Below are 18615 nucleotides of genomic sequence, written 5' to 3'. Positions count from 1 at the left end.
TCGTTCCGGCAGACTGGGCACCGCTTGTGCGGTCGGGTGCCTCGGGCGATGCGTCGGGCGAGCTGCGCCCGGACCCGGCGGGCGAAGTCCTCGGGGTCCAGGGCGAAGCGCTCGGCGACTTCCCGGGCCGCCTCGTCGATGGGGTTACACAACAGGGCTCCTATCTCAGGGTGCGCCAGGGCCGGGGACGGGCGGGTGCCCCGACCTCGGCTATGCGGAGGGGTCCACGAACTCGATAGCGGCCAGAGCCAGCCCGAGCGCACCCGCGAACGCTGCACCGCCAACGAGGACAGCGCTTCCGGTCTTTCGGGTACCCGCCCAAGAGATCACCCCCGCAGCCGCGCCGATGAACGCGGCGGCCAACACGGCAACGGCGAGCCAGAGTGCGCGGACGGTGGTGTTGTGCATCGCGAAGCCTCCTGAGACCTACTCCTCCTTTATGGAGGGGTCTCGCTCTTCGCCTTGCTTCGCAAGATGCCCGGCCAGGCTGGTCGTGTCAAGGATTTGCGGCTAACAGTGCGTGTTGTACAGGAATGCTTACTGTCCGAGACGGCTAGCCGAGACGTGCTGCCCGACTCAGGCACTCCGGTCGGTAACAAACCGGATCGCGGTCAGGATCAGCGCGAGGCCACCACCGAACGCCCCAGCTCCAACGAGGACGGCATCCCCGGCATCCTTGCTCTCCTGCCAGGTGATCGTTCCCGCAGCCGCGCCGATGAACGCGGCGGCCAACACGGCAACGGCGAGCCAGAGTGCGCGGGTGGTGGTGTCGTGCATCGCGAAGCCTCCTGAGACCTACTCCTCCTTTGAGGAGAGGTCTTGACTTCGCCTTGCTTCGCAAGATGCCGGCCCGGATATTTTGTGTCAACCACGACTCGATAGATAAGCATTTCTTATGTGACGGTATCAACCGTTTTGGTGGCAGAATGCGGGCAGAATGCCGGAAATGTGTGTCGGGTTCTTTACTCGGCACTTGAAAAGTCGGTGCGCGTTTGGTTCAAGACCCGCAGCCCTGTTCGTCACGGGCAAGCATCCTCGACAACGATGCGAATGGTGATGTTCCGCGTCGGTCGATCGAGGATCGCCGGGGAGTACGGGACCAGCGAGTAGGACAGCTCGCCGGTCGCGTCGTTCCGGGCGACCGGGATCAGCGCCCAGCCAGGCAGCGGGACGGGGTACTTCGACGCCCACTCGTGAACCGCGTCGAGCGCGATCCCTCGAACCTCGTCGAGCGCGCCAGCGGGCGCCAGCTCGTCACTCACCCGGCGCCCCCTCTCGGGGCTGGAAGACGAGCAGGGGCGAGGCGCCCTCGGCCTCGTCCGCGCAGTCCAGAGCGCCGGCCGCGAACGCGCGCACCTCGACCAGCGAGAGCGCGAGCTGTGTCAGCTCGCCGTCGACCACGGTTTCCAGGGCGACGAACGGAACACCGTTCGACTTCCCGCCCCGGACGTAGACGTAGTCGCCGGGGCTGGCCGAGGACTGCACACGGCGGGCCGGACCAGCCGGCAGAGACTCGGCGAGGACGATCCGAGGGTCCGGCTCGGCTTCCTCGTCGTCGGCCGGTGCGGCGTACTCCATGAGGAACTGTGCGACGTCCAGGGCTGCGCGAGCCAGGTCGTCTGCCGACGCGGTGAACTGGTGAGGGCTGCGAAGGCTCTCGACGTACTCGCGGCCCTGGGCCAGGGCTTCATCCGGGGTCACAGGCCGAAGACCAGACGGATAGCGCCGGCCCAGCCGAAGCCGAGGCCCAGGCCGGCAGCGACGCCAGCGACGAGGCCGAGGACGGCCGCACGCAGGATGCGACGGGTCACGCGGGCACCTCCCAGAAGACCAGCACGCCCAGGGCGCAAGCGGTGTAGAACGCGATGACGAAGGCGACCGCGTACTCATCCGGTCGGTCGTCACCGTCCTTCGCGAGTTGAAGGACAGCGGCCAGTGTGTGAAGGGCCAGCACGACGACGATGAAGGTCTTCACGACGAAGGCGGTCACGCGGCGGCCTGCTGGTAGTCCTTCAGCTCGCCGAGCAGGAACGCGGCGTATGCGAGAGCGGTCTGCCCGGCCGTCGCGGGTGCGAGCGGGCTCGTCGGCGTCAGCTCGACGGCCAGCTTCAGGGCAGCGGACCGCCTCGAATCGAGCGGGAACGATTCCGCGGTGACCACGTACGCCTCTCGGTCACCCAGGGCCTCGACGTCTGCGGGCGTCAGTTCGTCGAACGCGTTCGGCTCGGGCTCGTCGCCGAGGATGTCCGTCAGGTGGTCGCGTAGCTCGGCGACCACCGAACGGGACAGGTACTCGGTCGCGGTGCCGGGCACGATCACGGGAAGCTCGTCGTCGTGGTCGGTCGCGTTGCCCACGACCAGCGGGCCGAAGTTGGTGTGCTCCATGGGTAGCTCCCTCAGTATCCGTACGAGCAATCGGGGTTAGGGCACTCGGCGTGCGGCTCGGCGTCGTCCGGGTCATCGAACGAGGGCTCGTACCAGCGCCAGAGCGGATTGCCGCAGGACGGGCACGGCTGGGCGGCGATCATCACCGAAGGGCGTCGATCTGGGCGGCCATCATCAGGGCGTCACTCGCGGCACCGAGGGTCGCGCCGACACGGATCGCGCCCTCGGTGCCGGACACCTGAAAGGCGGTCAGCGCCGCGTCGATCTCGTTCAGCAGGCGGGCGACGGCCTCGTGAAACTCGACCGACATCGGCTCGCTGACGAAGGGATGCTCGGCCGGGCTCGCACCGACCATCCGCGCGGTGATCGCGGCGACGGCGGAAAAGTTCGACATGGTTCGGGGGTCTCCCTCGGCGTCCGGGATGCTGGTGACGTCGAGTGAGTGGGCCAGGGGCGCCGGTGGTGTTCACGACAGACAAAGGCCCGCCTCAGGGCCGACGAGATGGCTAGCGGGGCGCGGCAGGTTGGCTGGCATCGAGTAACTTGAGTTTGTGACCACAGTGCAGGCAGTAACTGGAGGTATCGCCCTGCTGGCACTCCTGGTCAGCATCGCAACCTACCGATTGAACTTCCGCGACAAGCGCTACGCCTGGGAGGATCAAGCACGCGCCCAAGCGGAGGAAGTCGCAGGCTGGCTCGTGCGTGAGATGTGCGATGAGCACGAAGAGGTGGAGTGGAAGGCGTACGTTCGAAACGGCTCGAAGTCTCCTGTCTATGACGTGCTCTATGTCATTCACGACAGTGAAGACTTGGACACAGCGATGCCTGAATTCATTTCGCTGGTTCCGCCGGATACCACATGGGACTTTTTCCCGAAGTGGTTCGGGGAGGAGCCGGGAGGGAATCCGCGTGTCTACATGACCTTCCGCGACAAGCGGGGGAATGCTTGGCAGCGAGACACGCACGGCAGGCTCATGCCCACGCGGCGGCCGGTCGACCACGCCCCTCCTGCCAACCGGGTCACTGGACGGATTAGGTACGACATGACTAGGCGGCCGTGGAGAGCGCGAATAGCCGAAGCGGTCATTCGACGGCTGGTGGACAGAGGAAAGATTGGCGAGGAGACTCCGAGACAGGAAGACCGACGCTCGGACATAGGCGGACGTCTCGCATCGGACCACCGGACGGCACCGGATCTCCACCCGGGGTCCGGGCCGGGAGCCTGACGCAAAGGGGGCCGGTAGCGGTAGGCCGCGTCGGTCGACCTGATTGGCGGCCTTGGTCGCGGTTAATGCCTCACCTCCGATCAGAGTCCGATCAGAGTAGGTGCACCCGTTCGGTGCTGCCATCCGGGTTCCGCAGGGTGAGGCTCCCGCCGCCGCGCTCCAACAGTCCTAGGACCAGGTTGTAGACGACCAGCGCGCGATTGATCGCGTCCGTCTTCGTGTCCCGCGTCCGCGTACAGGCCCCGTCGAGCGCGTCGACCGCGCGTGGGTTGAGGTTGACGGTGACCTTCGTTAGCCCACTCACCGGAAGTCGGTCATGATCCGGGCTCCGATGCCGGTCTCGGCCTGTCACGGAAGGCCCCACCCGAACGGCGAGGCACCCATCCCATGAAGCGTTCGAAGATCACGCGGGGGTCCGGCGGGTCGCCCAGGTCCGGAGCGACGGCGGAAAGATCGGTCAGCGCCTCGACGAACAGGGGCGCGAGGTACAGGTTCAGGGCAAGTAGCCGACCGTGGAAGCCCGCGAGCAGGTTCAGGCGGGCGTCCGCGCACGGCCACGGGTACGCGTCCACGCGACAGATCCAGAGCTGCGGTATCGCCGTGTGCTGGGCGACCGCGTCCGTGAGTGGGAGGCCGGTCATAGCTGCCCGCCCGGCCTGATGAACGGCGGGCACGACGGCTCACACCCAAACCCGCATGGGGGCCGGCGGTAGCCAGGAAGGGCGTTTGTTCGTACGACGCCGACAAAGCCCGCAACTCGCTGGCCGTCCGGGCCCAGCTCGACGCCCACCAGCGCGACCCAATCGGTACGACTCAGCTTGACGTCCGGCACGTGGGTCACCCGCAGATACAAGGATTGCCGGCCCTCGGGCCACTCAAACGGTCCGTGACCCAGCAGGTACGCCATAGGGTCGATCGTGAACATGTCGCCGACCTTGACCAGTGGTCTGGCCGACATGGCGGCGGTCACGGGCTTGAATAGCGGCCTAGCCGACATGACGGCCACCGTTCCGGGGGACGCGGTAGCCCACCTGCTGCCCGAACGTGAGTGGCGGACTCTGGTTCGCCGTCGGCTCGGCAACCCAGGCCGGGCGTGGTACCGGAGCGACGCCGTAAAGCCGCGCGCCCTGCGGGGGCGCGCCTCGATCAAGGCACGGCCAGCGCAGCCCGCACACGCAGTACCGGCGGAAGCCGCGCCACACGCGGCGGTGTGGGCTTTTGGGAGCCGGGTCAGAGTCGGGCCGGGTGAGCCCATGCCAGGGCCAGTCAGACCAGTGACGGAAGACAAACATTGCGCATCTCCTCCGGGGTCGGTTCAGATCGAACCTAGGAGGGGGCGCGGCGTACGGCCCCCACTCAGAAGGTGACGCTAGATATCTGGCAGGTTCCAGCTCAACGAGTGTGCGCGAGTGTGCGCGCCAATTTGGTCACGCGCCGATTGATTCGATCGCGGCCGTGATCCGGGCGCGCGCGGCAGCACCGTAGGAAGCCAACTCGGAAAGTTCGGCGAAGACCTGGGCGTACATCGCGATCTCGCTTGGCTTAGTCACGGTGAGGTGCCCGGATACCAGCTCGACCATGACCTGTGCATCATCGAACATCCAGAAGCCCTCGACTGGCCAGGCGGCATCGCGGTCTGGTCGGGACGGGAGAATCCCTAGACTAACTGTTGGTGTGGCCGACAGTTCGATCAGATGGCCGAGTTGCCCGATCATGACTTCGACCCCGCCAATCCCGGCAGTTAGTGCCGATTCCTCGATCAAGATCGCGAATCGGTGCCTTGCGTCCTGAAGGATGCTTTTCCGGTCCATCCGGACGGCTACCGCGTCTTCGATGTCGTCTGGTACAGAGCGGCGGCGCCGAATCGCGGCGAGGATGGCAACCGTGTATGCCCTGGTCTGAAGGACGCCGGGGATCAGATTCGGCGTGTAGACACGGAAGTGTCGGGTTCGCTGGTAGAGGGGCCAGACCGCCTCTTGTGCATGTCGTAGACCGGCCTGCTCCATGCGGCGCCACTCGACCCACATCGTCTCAACCGCGCGGAGCGTGGCGAGCAAGTCCGGGACCAGCTCGGACACTCCGCAGTGCTCGCACCACGCGCGGATGTCGTCCTCGGAAGGTGTCGCGGACCCGTGCTCAATCCGCGACACCTTCGCGTGATGCCTTCCTAAACGGCCCCCGAGCGCCGATGCCGTGAGGCCAGCCTCCCGCCGGATCTCGCGAAGCCTGAGCCCGAGGGCTTCGCGCGCTTGCTGGGCGCTGGACGACGAGGACGCAGACAACGGGACCTAGCTCGTCGGCGGGCGGTAGGCGTCGTGCGGCATTGCGCGTTCCCAGACAGCGTTGAACGCCTCGACGAGACGGCGCGCTAGGTCTGGGTCGTCGCGGACCTCCTCGCCTCCCCAGTTGCCGAAGCCGTCGAAGTGGTTGAACACCACCGTGTCATCGATCACCCAGAAGTCCGCAGGTGGGACGAGAAGGTCGGATGCCTGCGAGCGTGAGAGCCAGCGGACCGATTCGCCGGCCGCGATATTGTGGGCCTCCGTCACGTCGTACTCGAAGACCACGTAGTCAGTGACGGGCTCAGAGACGATCCGTGCGCGCCGGATGAGCACCCCGCGAGCCGTCGTCTCCTTGATCAGTCCGTGCCACTCATGCCAGCGCTCAGCCGGGTTGAAGCGGTCACCGGCCTGCCAAGCGAGCCAGTCGGGGTCATCGGGCGTGTAAACGTCTCGCAACTCCAGGTGGCAAGCCGACCGAGTGGCGGAGGCCAGGAGCCTAGCGGTCTCCGACGTCGTCACCACATACCTCCAGCAAGAGCGGCGCCATGCGGCGAGGCAGTCTGAGGACGGTCTCGTGACCAGGGACCGAGCCGATCGCGGCTAGCGTCGCCTCGTCCGTGATCTTCCAGCCTTGAAGCACGATGCTCCCGTCCCCCTCATCGAGCCACACTGTAGGCGAGCCGTTGTTCGGGCTGTCCGGGTCCTTGCCGATGAACCGTAGCGACATCCTGGTCTCCTTCGATGATCAGCGGGGCGGATGTGAGCGAGTTTGCGCGCCGTTGGCCTCCGTCTCAAGACTTTGTGCGGGAGTGTGCGCGGAACTTTTCCGAGCCAGCCCGCGATCCCTCGCACGTGCAGCGAGGCGGAGGCCGCTCGCGGGCGGCCCGCTCGCCCACGTGAGGCGGGCGACGATCTGCGGGGGGCGTGGGCTTCGCGCCGACTGGCGCGACGGACAGACGGGACCGTGGCGGTGACGCCTTGGGCGACTCCTCATGACGGAACAGGCGAAGTTTCGTCATCTCCCTATTCAGGTTGTAGAGGAGGAGAAGAAGCCTCTAAAGCAGCTATATGGAAATGACGGAACTTCCGGCAGTTCCGTCACCCCACGAATCTCGCGTATACCCTGCGTCATCACGGCGTCACCCGCAGGACGACCAGCCAGGGTGCCGAGGGCACCTTGTCGGACCGAGTGGTTAGCCGACCAGCTCATACGCGGGCGACTTCGTCCCGTCTGCCCAAACGATCGTCAGGCGGTCTTGCGGGTGGAACCGAAGACCCCGGCCGTCGGCGCGAGTTGCCCGCACCTCCCGAATCGCCAGGCCCAGCAAGGACCGGCGTTCCGGCAGCGGCAGAGCCTCCCACGCGGGTACTGACTGCGCCATGTCCAGCAGCGGGGAGATGTCGGCCTCGGGCAGCGGGAGGGCGCCTAGGCGGCCCTCAGCGGCTTGTACGGCCTCGCGTAGACGCGGCATGGTCTCGGCTGCGTCCTGCTCGTCGAACGTGCCGGCCACGACGAGCCGCCGGACGCGGGCGAGATCGGCGCGGGCCACGTCTAGGGAATCCTGGGCGGCTTGGCGCTCGGTGAGGAGGTCGGGAGACACCTTGGCTACCCACGCGTCGGCGACAGCTTCGAGCAGTGGATCTCCCGGTTCCAGGCTCGCGACTCGGGCGAGGAAGCTCAGCGACACCGCCGCGTCGGCGTCCGGCACCGGGCAGCTAAAGCCGAGGCATCCCTTCCCGTTGTTGTAGTTGGCACAGCGGTAATACTTGTACTTGCCGCCGGAACGGGCCGTGCGCGAGTCGCAGAGGTCGCAGCGAAGGACTTCTGTCAGCAGCGAGCGCGACACCTTGCGGCCCCGCATCGCCACCTGAACGCTCTCCCGCTTCCGCCACCCGGCGGACTCTGAGCGCGCCTCGACAGCCTTCAGGATGCGAACCCGCTCGGCGGGCGTGATTACACCCTCGCCGACCTTGACCGGTAGCCCGTCCTCGCCGAGGAACACTTCAGCCGTCGCCTGCCAGCGGCCCGACGGCAGGCGTTCACGGATGGACTGAAGGCCCGCCCAGCCTGGCGACCGGATGAGTTGGGCGATGGTTCCGATACCCCAGGTCTCGGCCCGTACGGGCTTGACCTTTCGAGTGTTTAAACCCTTGACGACCTGCCACAAGCTGTCACCGTTCAGCAGCGGGTCGGCGATCATCAGGCGGGCGATCGAGTAGTTCTCCAAGTCCCGCACGAGATGCCCATCCACCACGCTCGTCCCGAACGGCGGTGGGCCGCCCAGCCAGCGACCATCAGCGCGAGCGAATCGTTTCGCGCGCCCAACGCGTTCCGAGAGGTGGTCGGCCTCCTCTCGGGCGATCTCGGCTCGGATGATGTGTTCCAGCCGGCGGCGGGGGTCGCCCGTGTCGGTCCCGTCAACGCCGATGATGCGGCGCGAGCCGTCAGCGTGTGCGTCGAGCAGGGCGCCGATCTGCACGGCCCCACGCCGGTCGGCCCGGTCGAGCGCCCAGACCCCAACCGTTCGGAACGTAGCGCCGATGTGCAGGTGATCGAGGGCCTTCTCCCACTCTGGCCGTGCCTTGTGTGAGTGGCGAGATGCACCCGTGCCCTCTCGCTCGACGTAGACCGCCACGACGACGAGGCCGAGACGGGCGCATAGGTCGCGAAGCTCGGATTCCTGCTCCTTCAGCGAGCGCCCGTTCCGTAGGTCACCTTCGGCGTTCCGGTGCGACCGGCGCAGGTAGAGCGCGACGCAGAGGGACGGGTCAAGCAGGGCATGAGCAGGGGACATGCGTTGAACGTTACACGCACGTTGCGTTGAACGCTACGCGCACCTTGCGATGAACGTTGAGCGCATCAGGGCCGTTACGGAGCGGATTCGTCGGATGCTCTTAGATGCCCAGAAGTCGAGCAGGACGATCCGACCCCGGAAGTCCTTGATCGAGTAGGACTCACCCCCGGTGTTCAGCCACCCACGCCCCTGCAACTCCGGAGCGCGAACCCGAGCAGTACGTATCTCACCCATACCCTCATCCTGCCCGACCCCCCACCCCCACCCACCCCTCCCCCCAGAACCCCCCCCGTCCCCGCCCCCTCCCCGCCCCCTCCTTCGTCGATCTAGGGCAAATGGTGGTGATTAGAGATCAACAAGCACGTATTTGCCCTAGATCGACGGCGCGAGGGGTGGCGCGGGGGGTGCGGGGCGGGGGAGAGAGGGAGGGGAGGGGAGGGTTAGCTGGTGGTGGTGGGGCGGAGGCAGAGGACCTGTTGTTTGCCGTCTTCGGTGGCGATGATGACTCTCGGGAGGGCCTGGTCGGCGCACTCTGCCTCGCTGGCCACCTTTGACACGACGGTGAAGGAGCCGGGTTCGCTGCATGCGACGCCGACCGCCTGTTCACCGGACTGCTTGACGCATTCGCCGACGGCGGGGTTGAACGCTGGCTCGCCGCCCCGACCGATGAACCACAGGGCGCCGAGCGGGATCGCGAGCAGCAGCACCGCGGCGGTCAGCACCATCAGCAGGACCCGACCGTTGCGTACCTGGGGGGTCGGTGCCGGCTCGGGCTTGGCCTCCGCGTCCGGCTTGAACGCGTCGAACCGATTCTGCTGGGACTCGTTCGGCGCGGCCTGGGCCGGCCAGGCGGCCGTACCGGCGGTGCCGGGGTGCGGCGGTGGCATGGGCGGCAGTGCGGGTGCGGGAACCGCCGGGGACACGCTGGTCCGATCGTCGAACCCGCCCATCCCGGAACTCCCGACCGTGCCCGGCTGACCGAACTGCGCCGGTACGGAGGGACGCGCCGAACCGGCCGCCGGGCTGCCCGGCATCGCGTTCGGGCCCTCGCCGAGCAGGTCGCCGAAGGGCGCGCCACCCATCCCCGGGTACTGCGGCGAGGCGCTGCCCTGTGCCGGCTCGAACCCGCGCGGCTGGTTGTCGTAGCCCGTCGGCGGCCCGTCGAACGAGTGCGGTGCGGGAGCGAATCCGCCGGGTTGACCGTCGAATCCGGTCGATGCCGGCGGGAATCCGCTCGGTTGACCGTCGAATCCGGTCGCTGGTGGTGGGAAAGCGCCGGGTGGTGAGTCGAAGCCGGGGGGCGGTGGCGGAAATCCGCCGGGTGCCGAGTCGAATCCGGTCGGCGGTGGCGGGAATCCGGCCGGTGGTGAGTCGAAGCCGGGGGGCGGGCCGTCGAATCCCGACCCTGGGGGTGGGGCGACCCGAGCGGCTCCGCTGACCGGCGGTGCGCCTGCCGGCGAGATGGGGTGCTCGGCCGCCTCCTCGCCGGCGGGCGGGACGGCCGCTGCGGCGCCGTACACGGTGGAGCCGCGCCGGGGGGCCGGCTCGGCGTACTCGTTCGGGTCGGGGTATCCGGTTGGGTCGGCGTATCCGGTTGGCTCGGGGTAGCCACCACCGGCCTCCGGGTAGCCGGTCGGTGCCGGGGCGAACCCGGTCGGCTCGGCATAGCCGGTCGGCTCGGGGTAACCGGTCGGCTCGGGGTAACCGGGCTCGGGGTAACCGGTCGGCTCGGGGTAACCGGGCTCGGGGTAGTCGGTGGGCTCCGGGTAACCGCCGGGCGCGCCGTAGGTGGTGGGGCTCCGACGGGCCGACGGGTCGTTCGCCGACCGCTGCGGGTCTGCGGCTACCTGCTGTTCGGGTTGCTCCACCGGATCGGCGTCGACGGGGCGTCCGTACACCCTCGGCTGCGGGGTGGGGATGGCCGACGATCTGACGGCCTGGTCCGTGGGCGGCATGACCCGGCTGGCGAGCGGTACCGAGGCGCTGCCCGAGATGGCGATGCCGGCGGAGACCGCCGCGCTGACCGAGACGGCGGCGCTGGCCGAGCCCGCCGCGCTGACCGGGGCGGCGGCGCCGGCCGAGGGCCGGATCTCGGCGGGCTCGATCTCCTGGATCGGCTCCGGCTGTTCCGGGCGGGGCATCGACACTCGACCGGAGATGCCCGACTCGCTCGACGAGCGCGGCTGCGGGACCACAGCCTGCGGGACCAGGGGCGGTGCCGACGTGACCGGGGGGCTCGCTGGTGACTGGGGAGACACGCCGGCCCCGGAATAGCCCTCCGGCGCCCAGGACTGTGGGGCGTCCCGTCCGTCGTTGGACGGCTGGCCGTAGTCCGGACCGATGCCGTACTCGATGCTGGCCCCACGTCCGCTGCCGGTGCCCTGGTCCGTTCCGGCGTAACCGCCGGTCGTCGGAAAGCCGCTGTCGGCCGCCGGCGGGTTGCCGTAGGGCGGCTGCTGGGCCGGCGGATTGCCGTAGGGCGGTTGGTCGGCAGGTGCCGGGTTGCCGTAGACGGGCTGGTCGGCAGGTGCGGGGTTGCCGTAGGCGGGCTGGTCGGTGGGTGCCGGGTTGCCGTAGGACGGCTGGTCGTAGTTCAGTTGCCGGGGGTAGCCGGGCGACGGTGGGAAGTCGATCTGCGCCGGGGCGTCCGGGTAGTCGGGGACCTCCGCGCGGCCGGGACGGTCGGTGTGCGGTGCCGGGCCGGCGGTCGCGGGGAAATCGTCGGCCGGCGGGTAGCCGGACGGGGAAGCCCATCCCGCCGGTGCCGGATAGTCCGCCTGCGCCGAATAGTCCGGGCCGGTGGGCGGGTGGTTCGGGCCTGCGGCCGGGTAGTCCGGGCCTGCGGCCGGGTAGTCCGGGCCTGCGGGCGGGTAGTCCGGGCCTGCGGGCGGGTAGTCGGGGGCGGGCCGGGCGAAGCCGCCGGGCGCCGGGTAGGCCGAAGGCGGGGCCGGGTAGCCCGTGGGCGGGGCCCAGTCACCGGACGGGGCGTACTCCGGGGGCTGGGTGTAGTCACCGGACGGGGCGAAGTCGGCCGGCGGGGACGCCGCCAGGCTCGCACCCGGGACCCGTGGCTCCTGCGGCGGCAGCGGTATCGCACCGGACGGGGAGATGCCCGGCGCCGGGGCCGGCTGGTAGATCGGGGTGGGCGATCCGCCCGGCTGGGCGGTACGGTCCGGCGGGTCGCCCCAGGCCGGACGGTTCTCGCTGCCGGCGTCCGGCGGGAACTCGTCGGCCGGGAAGGTGTCGGCCCCGAACCGTCCCCGGTCCCGTTGGGGCAGCTCTCCGGCGGCGGCGCCGGTCGGCGGCACGGTGGCACGGCCGGGCTCGGACGCGCCCCACGCCTCGCCGGGTGCCCACGGCTGCGCACCGGCGACCTCGGGCGGCAGCGGGGGTGGGGTCGGTGCCGGGCGGGTGCCCGTCGCGCCGCCGCCCTGGGCGCCCCAGCCAGCGGTCGGCTCGGGCTGGGCCGCGCCGGGTGGGTTGCCCGGCGTACCCCATGGGCCGCCGGCATCGGGACGATCCGGTCCGGGTACCGCGCCCCAGGGGGTGGTGGCGGGCGATCCGCTGGTCGGCGCGGGTGGCGCCCAGCCGGTGTCGTATCCGGGCGCGGCTGCGGGCGGGTTCGGGTACCGCTGCGGGGGGTGTTGTTCGTTGCTGCCCTGCGGCGCTGGTCCAGCGGGGCCCGGCGCAGCCTGGTCCGGCTCCTGGCCGGGATGCTGCAGGTCCTCGGACGTCATGCGCGCGTCTCCTCCATGACATGTCGGCCGTGCCGATGCCGTCCGGACGTCCCCGGCGTGCGGCCGAAGGCGCCGGCCGGACCGGCCGTGCAAGCTTCCCGCACGGTAGCCGGTCGAGGCCGGTGACGCCCGGGCAGCGCCGGCCGTCGGGCCCGGGCTGCCGGTGGGGAGTCGAGTCAAGTGGATCTACTCAGACGTCCCGTCGGCCCGGTCGGGTGACGACCGAGCCCAACCGTACCGGGCGCGTCGATGGGCGCTTATCCCGGTCTCGTGCGCCCGGGAGGCCGATGACTGCGCGTGAAACGCCGATGACCCGCCCGGGTGAACGGGCGGGTCATCGATCTGGGAGGAAGAGGAGAAGGTCTGTACGGGCGTCAGCCGTAGTAGCGCTGGGCGATCGTGAGGATCTCGTCGCGTACGGCCGGCGAGTTGGCGGAACGGAGCGCGCGCTCGATGGCCCGTGCGCGACGTGCGGCGTCCCGACGACTGCGGAATCTGTCGATCATGCTCATGGTGTGGCCCCCCTGGCTGGTTTCCCCCAGCCGTTGCGTACCTCCATTAAAGCGCACCAGGGGGAGGATGACCAACGATTAGTAGGTGAGCTGGGCCACTGGCCGAACAATCGAAGGCCGCGAGGCTGTTGGGCTGACGTTTCGTGTTGCCGGAACGACACGGCCGGTGTTCCCGGGGTTAACCCCGGGAACACCGGCCGGTTGGCGCGGTACCGCCTCCGCCGTAGCCGGACCGGACATCACGTCAGATCGGGCAACGGTTCGGGCGTCGATCAGGTCCAGGCGAGCAGTGACGCCTCCGGATCAGCCAGGAAGGCGCCGATGTCGCGGAGGAACTTCGACCCGAGTTCACCGTCGATGATCCGATGGTCGAACGACAGACCGAGAGTGGTCACCTGACGTACCTTGATCTTGCCCTTGTGTACCCACGGGGTGTCCCGGATGGTGCCGAGGGCCAGGATCGCGGACTCACCCGGCGGCAGGATCGGGGTACCCGTGTCAACCCCGAACACCCCCACGTTGGTGATCGTGAAGGTGCCGCCGGACATGTCGGCCGGTGCCGTACGACCGGTCTTCGCGGTCTGGACCAGCGCGGTCATCGCGTCCGCCAGTTCGCGCAGCGACAGCCGACCGGCGTCCTTGATGTTCGGCACGATCAGGCCACGCTCGGTGGCGGCCGCGATACCCAGGTTGACGTACTCCTTGACGACGATCTCGTCGCCGGCCCAGGTCGAGTTGACCATCGGGTGCCGACCGACCGCCAGCAGGACCGCCTTGGCGACCAGCAGCAGCGGGGAGATCCGCACCTCCCGCCACTCCGGCAGCGCCCGCAGCCGGTCGATCGCCCTCATCGAGCGGGTCACGTCGACGGTCAGGAACTCGGTGACGTGCGGTGCGGAGAACGCCGACGCGACCATGTTCGCCGCGGTCAGCTTCCGTACCCCCTTCACCGGGATCCGCTGCTCACGGTCGGGTCCGAAGACCGCGGCCGAGGCCCTGGTCACCGTCGCGACCACCGGTTCGGCCACCGCCGTGGCACCGGTCGCGGCCAGGTGTACGTCATCGCGCGTGATCGACCCGAGCGGTCCCGACCCGCTCAGTACGGTCAGATCCACTCCCAGGTCCCGGGCGAGCTTGCGCACCGGCGGCTTGGCCAGCACCGGTCCACCGACCACCGGCGGGGTCACCGCCCGAGCCGGCGGTTCCTGCACGGCCGGAGCCGGAGCGGGAGTCGTCACGGGCTGGCGTACCGGGGCCGGAGCGGGCGGCGTCGAGACCACCGCGCCCACCGGCTCGGCGGCGGCGGCGCCCTTGCGCGGCCTCCGCTTCGCGGCACCGGTCTTCGGGCCGTAACCGACCAGCACGGCGGTACGCCCACCCGGTGCCGGACCACCGATCATGCCGGGCTCGATCGCGCCCTCGTCCGGGGCGATCTCCACCGCGGCCAGTGACGCGGCCGACGGCACCGGCAGGCCACCGTTGTCGGCGGCGCCGAGCGGCCCGGCTCCGGGCTGGGTGTCGATCTGGATGATCGGCGCGCCGACCTCGACCACGGCACCCTCGGCCTCGAAGATGGCGTGTACGACGCCGCCCCACTTCGCCGGGATCTCGACCGCTGCCTTGGCGGTCTCGACCTCGACGATCGGCTGGTTGAGCTCGATCGTGTCGCCGACCGAGACCAGCCACTTGAGGATCTCGCCCTCGGTCAGGCCCTCGCCCAGGTCGGGCAGGTTGAACTGTTCGATCCGTGGCATTAGCTCACCATCCGAAGGTGCGGTCGACGCCGTCGAGCACCCGGTCGAGGTTCGGCAGGTAGTCCTCCTCGACCCTGGCCGCCGGGTACGGGGTGTCGTAGCCCGTCACCCGCAGCACCGGCGCCTCCAGCGAGTAGAAGCACTCCTCGGTGATCCGGGCGGCCAGTTCCGAGCCGAGGCCCAGGTTGCCGGGCGCCTCGTGCACCACCACGCACCGACCGGTCCGGCGGACCGAGTCGTAGACCGGGCGCAGGTCCAGCGGGGAGAGCGTACGCAGGTCGAAGACCTCCAGGTCCCGGCCGTCCTCCTCGGCGGCGGTGGCCGCCTCCAGGGCGGTCCGGACCATCGGCCCGTACGCGAGCACGGTGGCGTCCCGACCGGCCCGCACCAGGCGGGTGGCGTGCAGCGGGTACGCGTCGGCGAGCGGGGCGTCGACGTCGACCGGGCCCTTCTCGTAGTAGCGCCGCTTCGGCTCCAGGAAGACGATCGGGTCGTCCGACAGTACCGACTGCTGGATCATCGCGTACGCGTCCTGGGGGGAGGCGCAGCTCACGACCTTGAGCCCGGCGGTGTGCGAGAAGTACGCCTCCGGCGACTCGGAGTGGTGCTCCACCGCGCCGATGCCGCCGCCGTACGGGATCCGGATCACGATCGGCAGTTTGACCTTGCCCTGCGACCGGTAGTGCATCTTCGCCACCTGCGACACGATCTGGTCGTACGCGGGGTAGACGAAGCCGTCGAACTGGATCTCGCAGATCGGCCGGTAGCCGCGGATGGCCAGGCCGACCGCGGTGCCGATGATGCCGGACTCGGCGAGCGGGGTGTCGATGATCCGGTTCTCGCCGAAGTCCTTCTGTAGGCCGTCGGTGATCCGGAAGACGCCGCCGAGCTTGCCGACGTCCTCGCCCATGATGACGACCTTGGGGTCCTGCTCAAGCGCGCGCCGCAGGCCGAGGTTGAGTGCCTTGCCCAGGGTGAGGGTTTCGGTGGCCATCAGTGCGCACTCCCTTCGAACGACTCCAGGTACCGGGCTGCCTGCTCACGTTCCGCGTCGAGCAGCGGCGAGCCGTGGGCGTAGACGTGGTCGAAGAGGGTCAGCGGCTCCGGGTCCGGCATCGCGAGCACCCGCTCGCGCAGGTGCAGCGACTCCCGCTTGGCCTGCTCGTCGATCTCGGCGAAGAACGCCTCGTCGGCGATCTGCTGCTTTTCGAGGAACGCCTTCATCCGGGCCAGCGGGTCCTTGGCCCGCCACGCCTCGACCTCGCTGGCGATCCGGTACCGGGTCGGGTCGTCGGTGGTGGTGTGGGCACCCATCCGGTACGTGTACGCCTCGATCAGGGTCGGGCCCTGTCCGTTACGCGCGTTGTCCAGGGCGTCGCGGGTGACCGCGTACGTGGCCAGCACGTCGTTGCCGTCGACCCGTACGCCGGGGAAGCCGAAGCCGGCGGCCCGCTGGTAGAGCGGGATCCGGGTCTGGCGCTCCAGCGGCTCGGAGATCGCGTACTGGTTGTTCTGGCAGAAGAAGACGATCGGCGAGTTGAACACACCCGACCAGACGAACGCCTCGTTGACGTCACCCTGCGAGGTCGCCCCGTCACCGAAGTACGCGATGACGGCTTCACCCTCGTCGCCGCCGATCTTGCCGTCCATGGTGATGCCCATGGCGTAGCCGGTGGCGTGCAGGGTCTGTGCCCCGATCACGATCGTGTACATGTTGAACTTGAACTCGTTGGGGTCCCAGCCGCCCTGGTCCACGCCCCGGAACAGCCCCAGCGGCATGATCGGGTCGATTCCCCGGCAGTAGAGCACGCCGTGCTCGCGGTAGGTGGGGAAGGCCATGTCCTGCGTGCGTAGGGCCCGCCCGGAGCCGACCTGGGCGGCCTCCTGGCCGAGCAGGCTGGCCCAGATGCCCAGCTCGCCCTGACGCTGGAGCGCGGTCGCCTCCGCGTCGAGCTTGCGTACCAGGACGAGGTCGCGGTAGAGCCCGCGGTACTCCTCGTCGGTGAAGTCGACCCGGTACTCGGTCCCGTCCGGGCCGGTCACCGAGTCGATCCGCTCACCCTCCGGGGTGAGCAGCTGCACGAGGTTGGGATCGCCCTTACCCGCCCTCGTGGCCCCCGGCTTTGCTGCCTTGGGTGCGGCCCGCTTGCCACGGGCTGTGGCCCCGCCGTCGCCTCTCGCCATCCGTCTCTCCCTGTCGTGTGTGCGTCGGCCTCGGGGGTTTCCCGACCGCGCAGCTCAAGCGCCCGCCCGGCTGCTGCCGGACCGGGTAGTGGCCGCCACGCCTAGCCCCGGTGGGGGTTGCCGCGCGGCGTGAACCGGATTCTGGCCGAACCTGGTTCGGGAGTTGCCGGCGTCGAGCCGCGCCTGCCGCGGGGTACGCGGAGACCTTGGCTGCGTTGCCGTCAGGTCCATATTTGCAGAGGTGGTGAGCACGCCCACAGCTCGGCCTCGACCACTGATCGACAGACGTCGCCTTCATGAAGTCCTGTCCCTTTTGTGGCTATCGAGAGCGTCGACACCAAACTTCAAAAATTGACACGCTGTGGGGGGCTAGCCAACAAAGCGTTACTACGTCACTGTATGTGGCGGTGCTACCGCTGCGGTAGGGAGAGGTCTTCCCTGCCGCCCCGCCCGGTTGACGCCGCCGTACGTCGGCGCCGGTGATGTCGCATGACCTCGATGTCACCGGTGCCGGCGTCAGGCGTCGCGACCGGCCCGCCCGACGAGGACGAGGAGGACTTCCGTGCCGAACCACGGTGTCGACCCCGTACCCTCGCTGCCGGCCCGTCACCGACGATCCGACCCTACGCCCGGCCGTCGCCGTACCGCCGGGGCGCACCGGGCCGAGGGGCTGGCCGGGCCGACCCGGCGCTACCTGTTCATCGTCACCCTGCTGGCCAGCACCTCGTCGCTGCCGATCATCGCCGCGATCAGCGCCGGTTCGGCCACCGTCGGCAGCACGCCGACCGGCACCACCCCGTTCGTCGCACCGCCGTCCGTCGGGCCGGTCGTCCTGCCGCTGCCGCCAACGACGCTGCCGGGCAGCCGGCCGGCCGGCGCCGAGGCCCGGACCACCCCGTCGGTGCAGCGACAGCCCGACCCGGTGGGCCCGGTGCCCCGCGGCCCCGGACCGGCCCGCCCCGCCCGGCCCGAGCCGGGTCACCCGCCCCGGCCGGCGCCGCCACCGACCCGCCCGCCGGCACCACCGCCGGTGCTGCCGCCCAGCCCGCAACCGACCGGGTCCAGCCCCGCTCCGCAGCCGACCCCGACGGGTCCGCCCGATCCGACCGTCGGTCCGAGCCCCGAGCCGACCCCGGAGCCGACACCCAGCCCGGATCCGACCGCCAGCCCGGCGCCCGAGCCGACCGGGGGTCCGACCCCGGAGCCGACCGAAACCGGCACCCCCGACCCGACGCCGGAGCCGACCGCCACCGTCGCCCCGGGCCCGACCCCGGGCCCGTCGCCCGCGCCGACCGAGAGCGGCCCGCCGGGCCCGTCGCCCGCGCCGACCGAGAGCGACCCGCCGGGCCCGTCGCCCGCACCGACGGGCACGGGTACGCCCGAACCGACGCCACCGGTCCGGCCGAGCCCGAGTCCCGCACCGCCGCCGGTATCGCGCACCGTGCCGGCGCCCCGTCCGGCGCCACCCGTGCCGGCCCCCGCCGGTGACAACCGGCCGGTGACGTCACCCCGGCTCGGGGCGCCCGGTCGGTCGGTCCCGATCCCGTCCGCGCGGACGGCGGTCACCGGGTCGCCGGCCGTACCCACCTGACCGTCCTCAGTGGGCGGTCGTACGGCGGAAAATCGCAAGTCAGAGCGACGTGGGCGGCCTGCCGAAGCTCTTGGTTCGGTCGAGCGCGGCACAGTGACGACTGACTATGCTGACCCTCTTCGATTGATTCCGGATCATCCCCGGACGAC

At 69.9% G+C, this 18615-nt stretch carries 20 protein-coding genes and 1 pseudogene; 2 read left to right on the top strand and 19 right to left on the bottom strand.

Annotation, left to right across the window (positions count from 1 at the left end):
* Positions 1–210: 210 nt before the first annotated feature.
* The 7 genes from OG792_RS32760 to OG792_RS32730 form a co-directional block, all read right to left on the bottom strand.
* Positions 211–408, bottom strand: coding sequence for a hypothetical protein (locus OG792_RS32760; protein ID WP_329105486.1), 198 nt, complete (start codon positions 406–408; stop codon positions 211–213).
* Positions 409–576: 168 nt separating this feature from the next.
* Positions 577–777, bottom strand: coding sequence for a hypothetical protein (locus OG792_RS32755; RefSeq protein WP_329105485.1), 201 nt, complete (start codon positions 775–777; stop codon positions 577–579).
* Positions 778–1019: 242 nt separating this feature from the next.
* Complete coding sequence (locus OG792_RS32750) at positions 1020–1262, bottom strand: hypothetical protein (RefSeq protein ID WP_329105483.1); 243 nt, start codon at positions 1260–1262, stop codon at positions 1020–1022.
* On the bottom strand, positions 1255–1701 hold the full coding sequence (locus OG792_RS32745) for a hypothetical protein (RefSeq protein WP_329105481.1): 447 nt from the start codon (positions 1699–1701) through the stop codon (positions 1255–1257). The genes OG792_RS32750 and OG792_RS32745 overlap by 8 nt, the downstream gene beginning before the upstream one ends.
* Before the next feature lie 106 nt (positions 1702–1807).
* Positions 1808–1990, bottom strand: coding sequence for a hypothetical protein (locus OG792_RS32740; RefSeq protein WP_329105479.1), 183 nt, complete (start codon positions 1988–1990; stop codon positions 1808–1810).
* On the bottom strand, positions 1987–2385 hold the full coding sequence (locus OG792_RS32735; RefSeq protein WP_329105478.1) for a hypothetical protein: 399 nt from the start codon (positions 2383–2385) through the stop codon (positions 1987–1989). The genes OG792_RS32740 and OG792_RS32735 overlap by 4 nt, the downstream gene beginning before the upstream one ends.
* A 142-nt stretch (positions 2386–2527) precedes the next feature.
* Positions 2528–2779, bottom strand: a complete 252-nt coding sequence (locus OG792_RS32730) for a hypothetical protein (protein WP_329105476.1) — start codon at positions 2777–2779, stop codon at positions 2528–2530.
* Between the two features lie 157 nt (positions 2780–2936).
* Between OG792_RS32730 and OG792_RS32725 the strand changes: the two genes are divergently transcribed.
* The gene (locus tag OG792_RS32725) at positions 2937–3611 is read left to right on the top strand and encodes a hypothetical protein (protein WP_329105474.1); all 675 of its coding nucleotides are present in this window, start codon (positions 2937–2939) and stop codon (positions 3609–3611) included.
* A gap of 91 nt (positions 3612–3702) precedes the next feature.
* On the opposite strand, the gene OG792_RS32720 is transcribed toward OG792_RS32725, so the two are convergent.
* From OG792_RS32720 to pdhA, 12 genes and pseudogenes are all read right to left on the bottom strand, one after another.
* Complete coding sequence (locus tag OG792_RS32720) at positions 3703–3915, bottom strand: hypothetical protein (RefSeq protein ID WP_329105472.1); 213 nt, start codon at positions 3913–3915, stop codon at positions 3703–3705.
* 10 nt (positions 3916–3925) lie between these two features.
* A complete protein-coding gene (locus tag OG792_RS32715) occupies positions 3926–4183 on the bottom strand; it encodes a hypothetical protein (protein WP_329105470.1) in 258 nt (85 codons plus the stop codon).
* 65 nt (positions 4184–4248) lie between these two features.
* Positions 4249–4536 carry a hypothetical protein gene (locus OG792_RS32710; RefSeq protein ID WP_329105468.1) on the bottom strand — a complete coding sequence of 96 codons (288 nt, stop codon included), beginning with the start codon at positions 4534–4536 and terminating at the stop codon, positions 4249–4251.
* A 502-nt stretch (positions 4537–5038) separates the two neighbouring features.
* Positions 5039–5689: a DUF5753 domain-containing protein gene (locus OG792_RS32705; RefSeq protein ID WP_329111577.1), complete on the bottom strand. Its 651-nt coding sequence runs from the start codon at positions 5687–5689 to the stop codon at positions 5039–5041.
* 3 nt (positions 5690–5692) lie between these two features.
* Positions 5693–5893 (bottom strand): annotated as a pseudogene (locus OG792_RS32700) (helix-turn-helix domain-containing protein); the annotation flags it as partial.
* Positions 5894–5899: 6 nt separating this feature from the next.
* Entirely contained in the window at positions 5900–6412 is a 513-nt protein-coding gene (locus tag OG792_RS32695) for a DUF6879 family protein (protein ID WP_329105466.1), read from the bottom strand.
* Positions 6413–7086: 674 nt separating this feature from the next.
* On the bottom strand, positions 7087–8688 hold the full coding sequence (locus OG792_RS32690) for a recombinase family protein (protein WP_329105465.1): 1602 nt from the start codon (positions 8686–8688) through the stop codon (positions 7087–7089).
* A 440-nt stretch (positions 8689–9128) separates the two neighbouring features.
* A complete protein-coding gene (locus OG792_RS32685; protein ID WP_329105463.1) occupies positions 9129–12425 on the bottom strand; it encodes a hypothetical protein in 3297 nt (1098 codons plus the stop codon).
* 374 nt (positions 12426–12799) lie between these two features.
* A complete protein-coding gene (locus OG792_RS32680) occupies positions 12800–12931 on the bottom strand; it encodes a hypothetical protein (RefSeq protein ID WP_329111627.1) in 132 nt (43 codons plus the stop codon).
* Positions 12932–13209: 278 nt separating this feature from the next.
* Complete coding sequence (locus OG792_RS32675; protein WP_329105461.1) at positions 13210–14691, bottom strand: dihydrolipoamide acetyltransferase family protein; 1482 nt, start codon at positions 14689–14691, stop codon at positions 13210–13212.
* A 4-nt stretch (positions 14692–14695) separates the two neighbouring features.
* Entirely contained in the window at positions 14696–15685 is a 990-nt protein-coding gene (locus OG792_RS32670; protein ID WP_329105459.1) for an alpha-ketoacid dehydrogenase subunit beta, read from the bottom strand.
* On the bottom strand, positions 15685–16875 hold the full coding sequence (pdhA, locus tag OG792_RS32665; RefSeq protein ID WP_329105457.1) for a pyruvate dehydrogenase (acetyl-transferring) E1 component subunit alpha: 1191 nt from the start codon (positions 16873–16875) through the stop codon (positions 15685–15687). Before pdhA ends, OG792_RS32670 begins: the two co-directional genes overlap by 1 nt.
* Positions 16876–17437: 562 nt before the next feature.
* Between pdhA and OG792_RS32660 the strand changes: the two genes are divergently transcribed.
* A complete protein-coding gene (locus OG792_RS32660; RefSeq protein WP_329105455.1) occupies positions 17438–18466 on the top strand; it encodes a hypothetical protein in 1029 nt (342 codons plus the stop codon).
* The last annotated feature ends 149 nt before the right edge of the window (positions 18467–18615 follow it).

Source organism: Micromonospora sp. NBC_01699, from assembly GCF_036250065.1.
GTDB lineage: Bacteria > Actinomycetota > Actinomycetes > Mycobacteriales > Micromonosporaceae > Micromonospora_G.
Note: the sequence above shows the minus strand (reverse complement) of the source record. Positions and strands in the feature narration are given on the sequence as shown.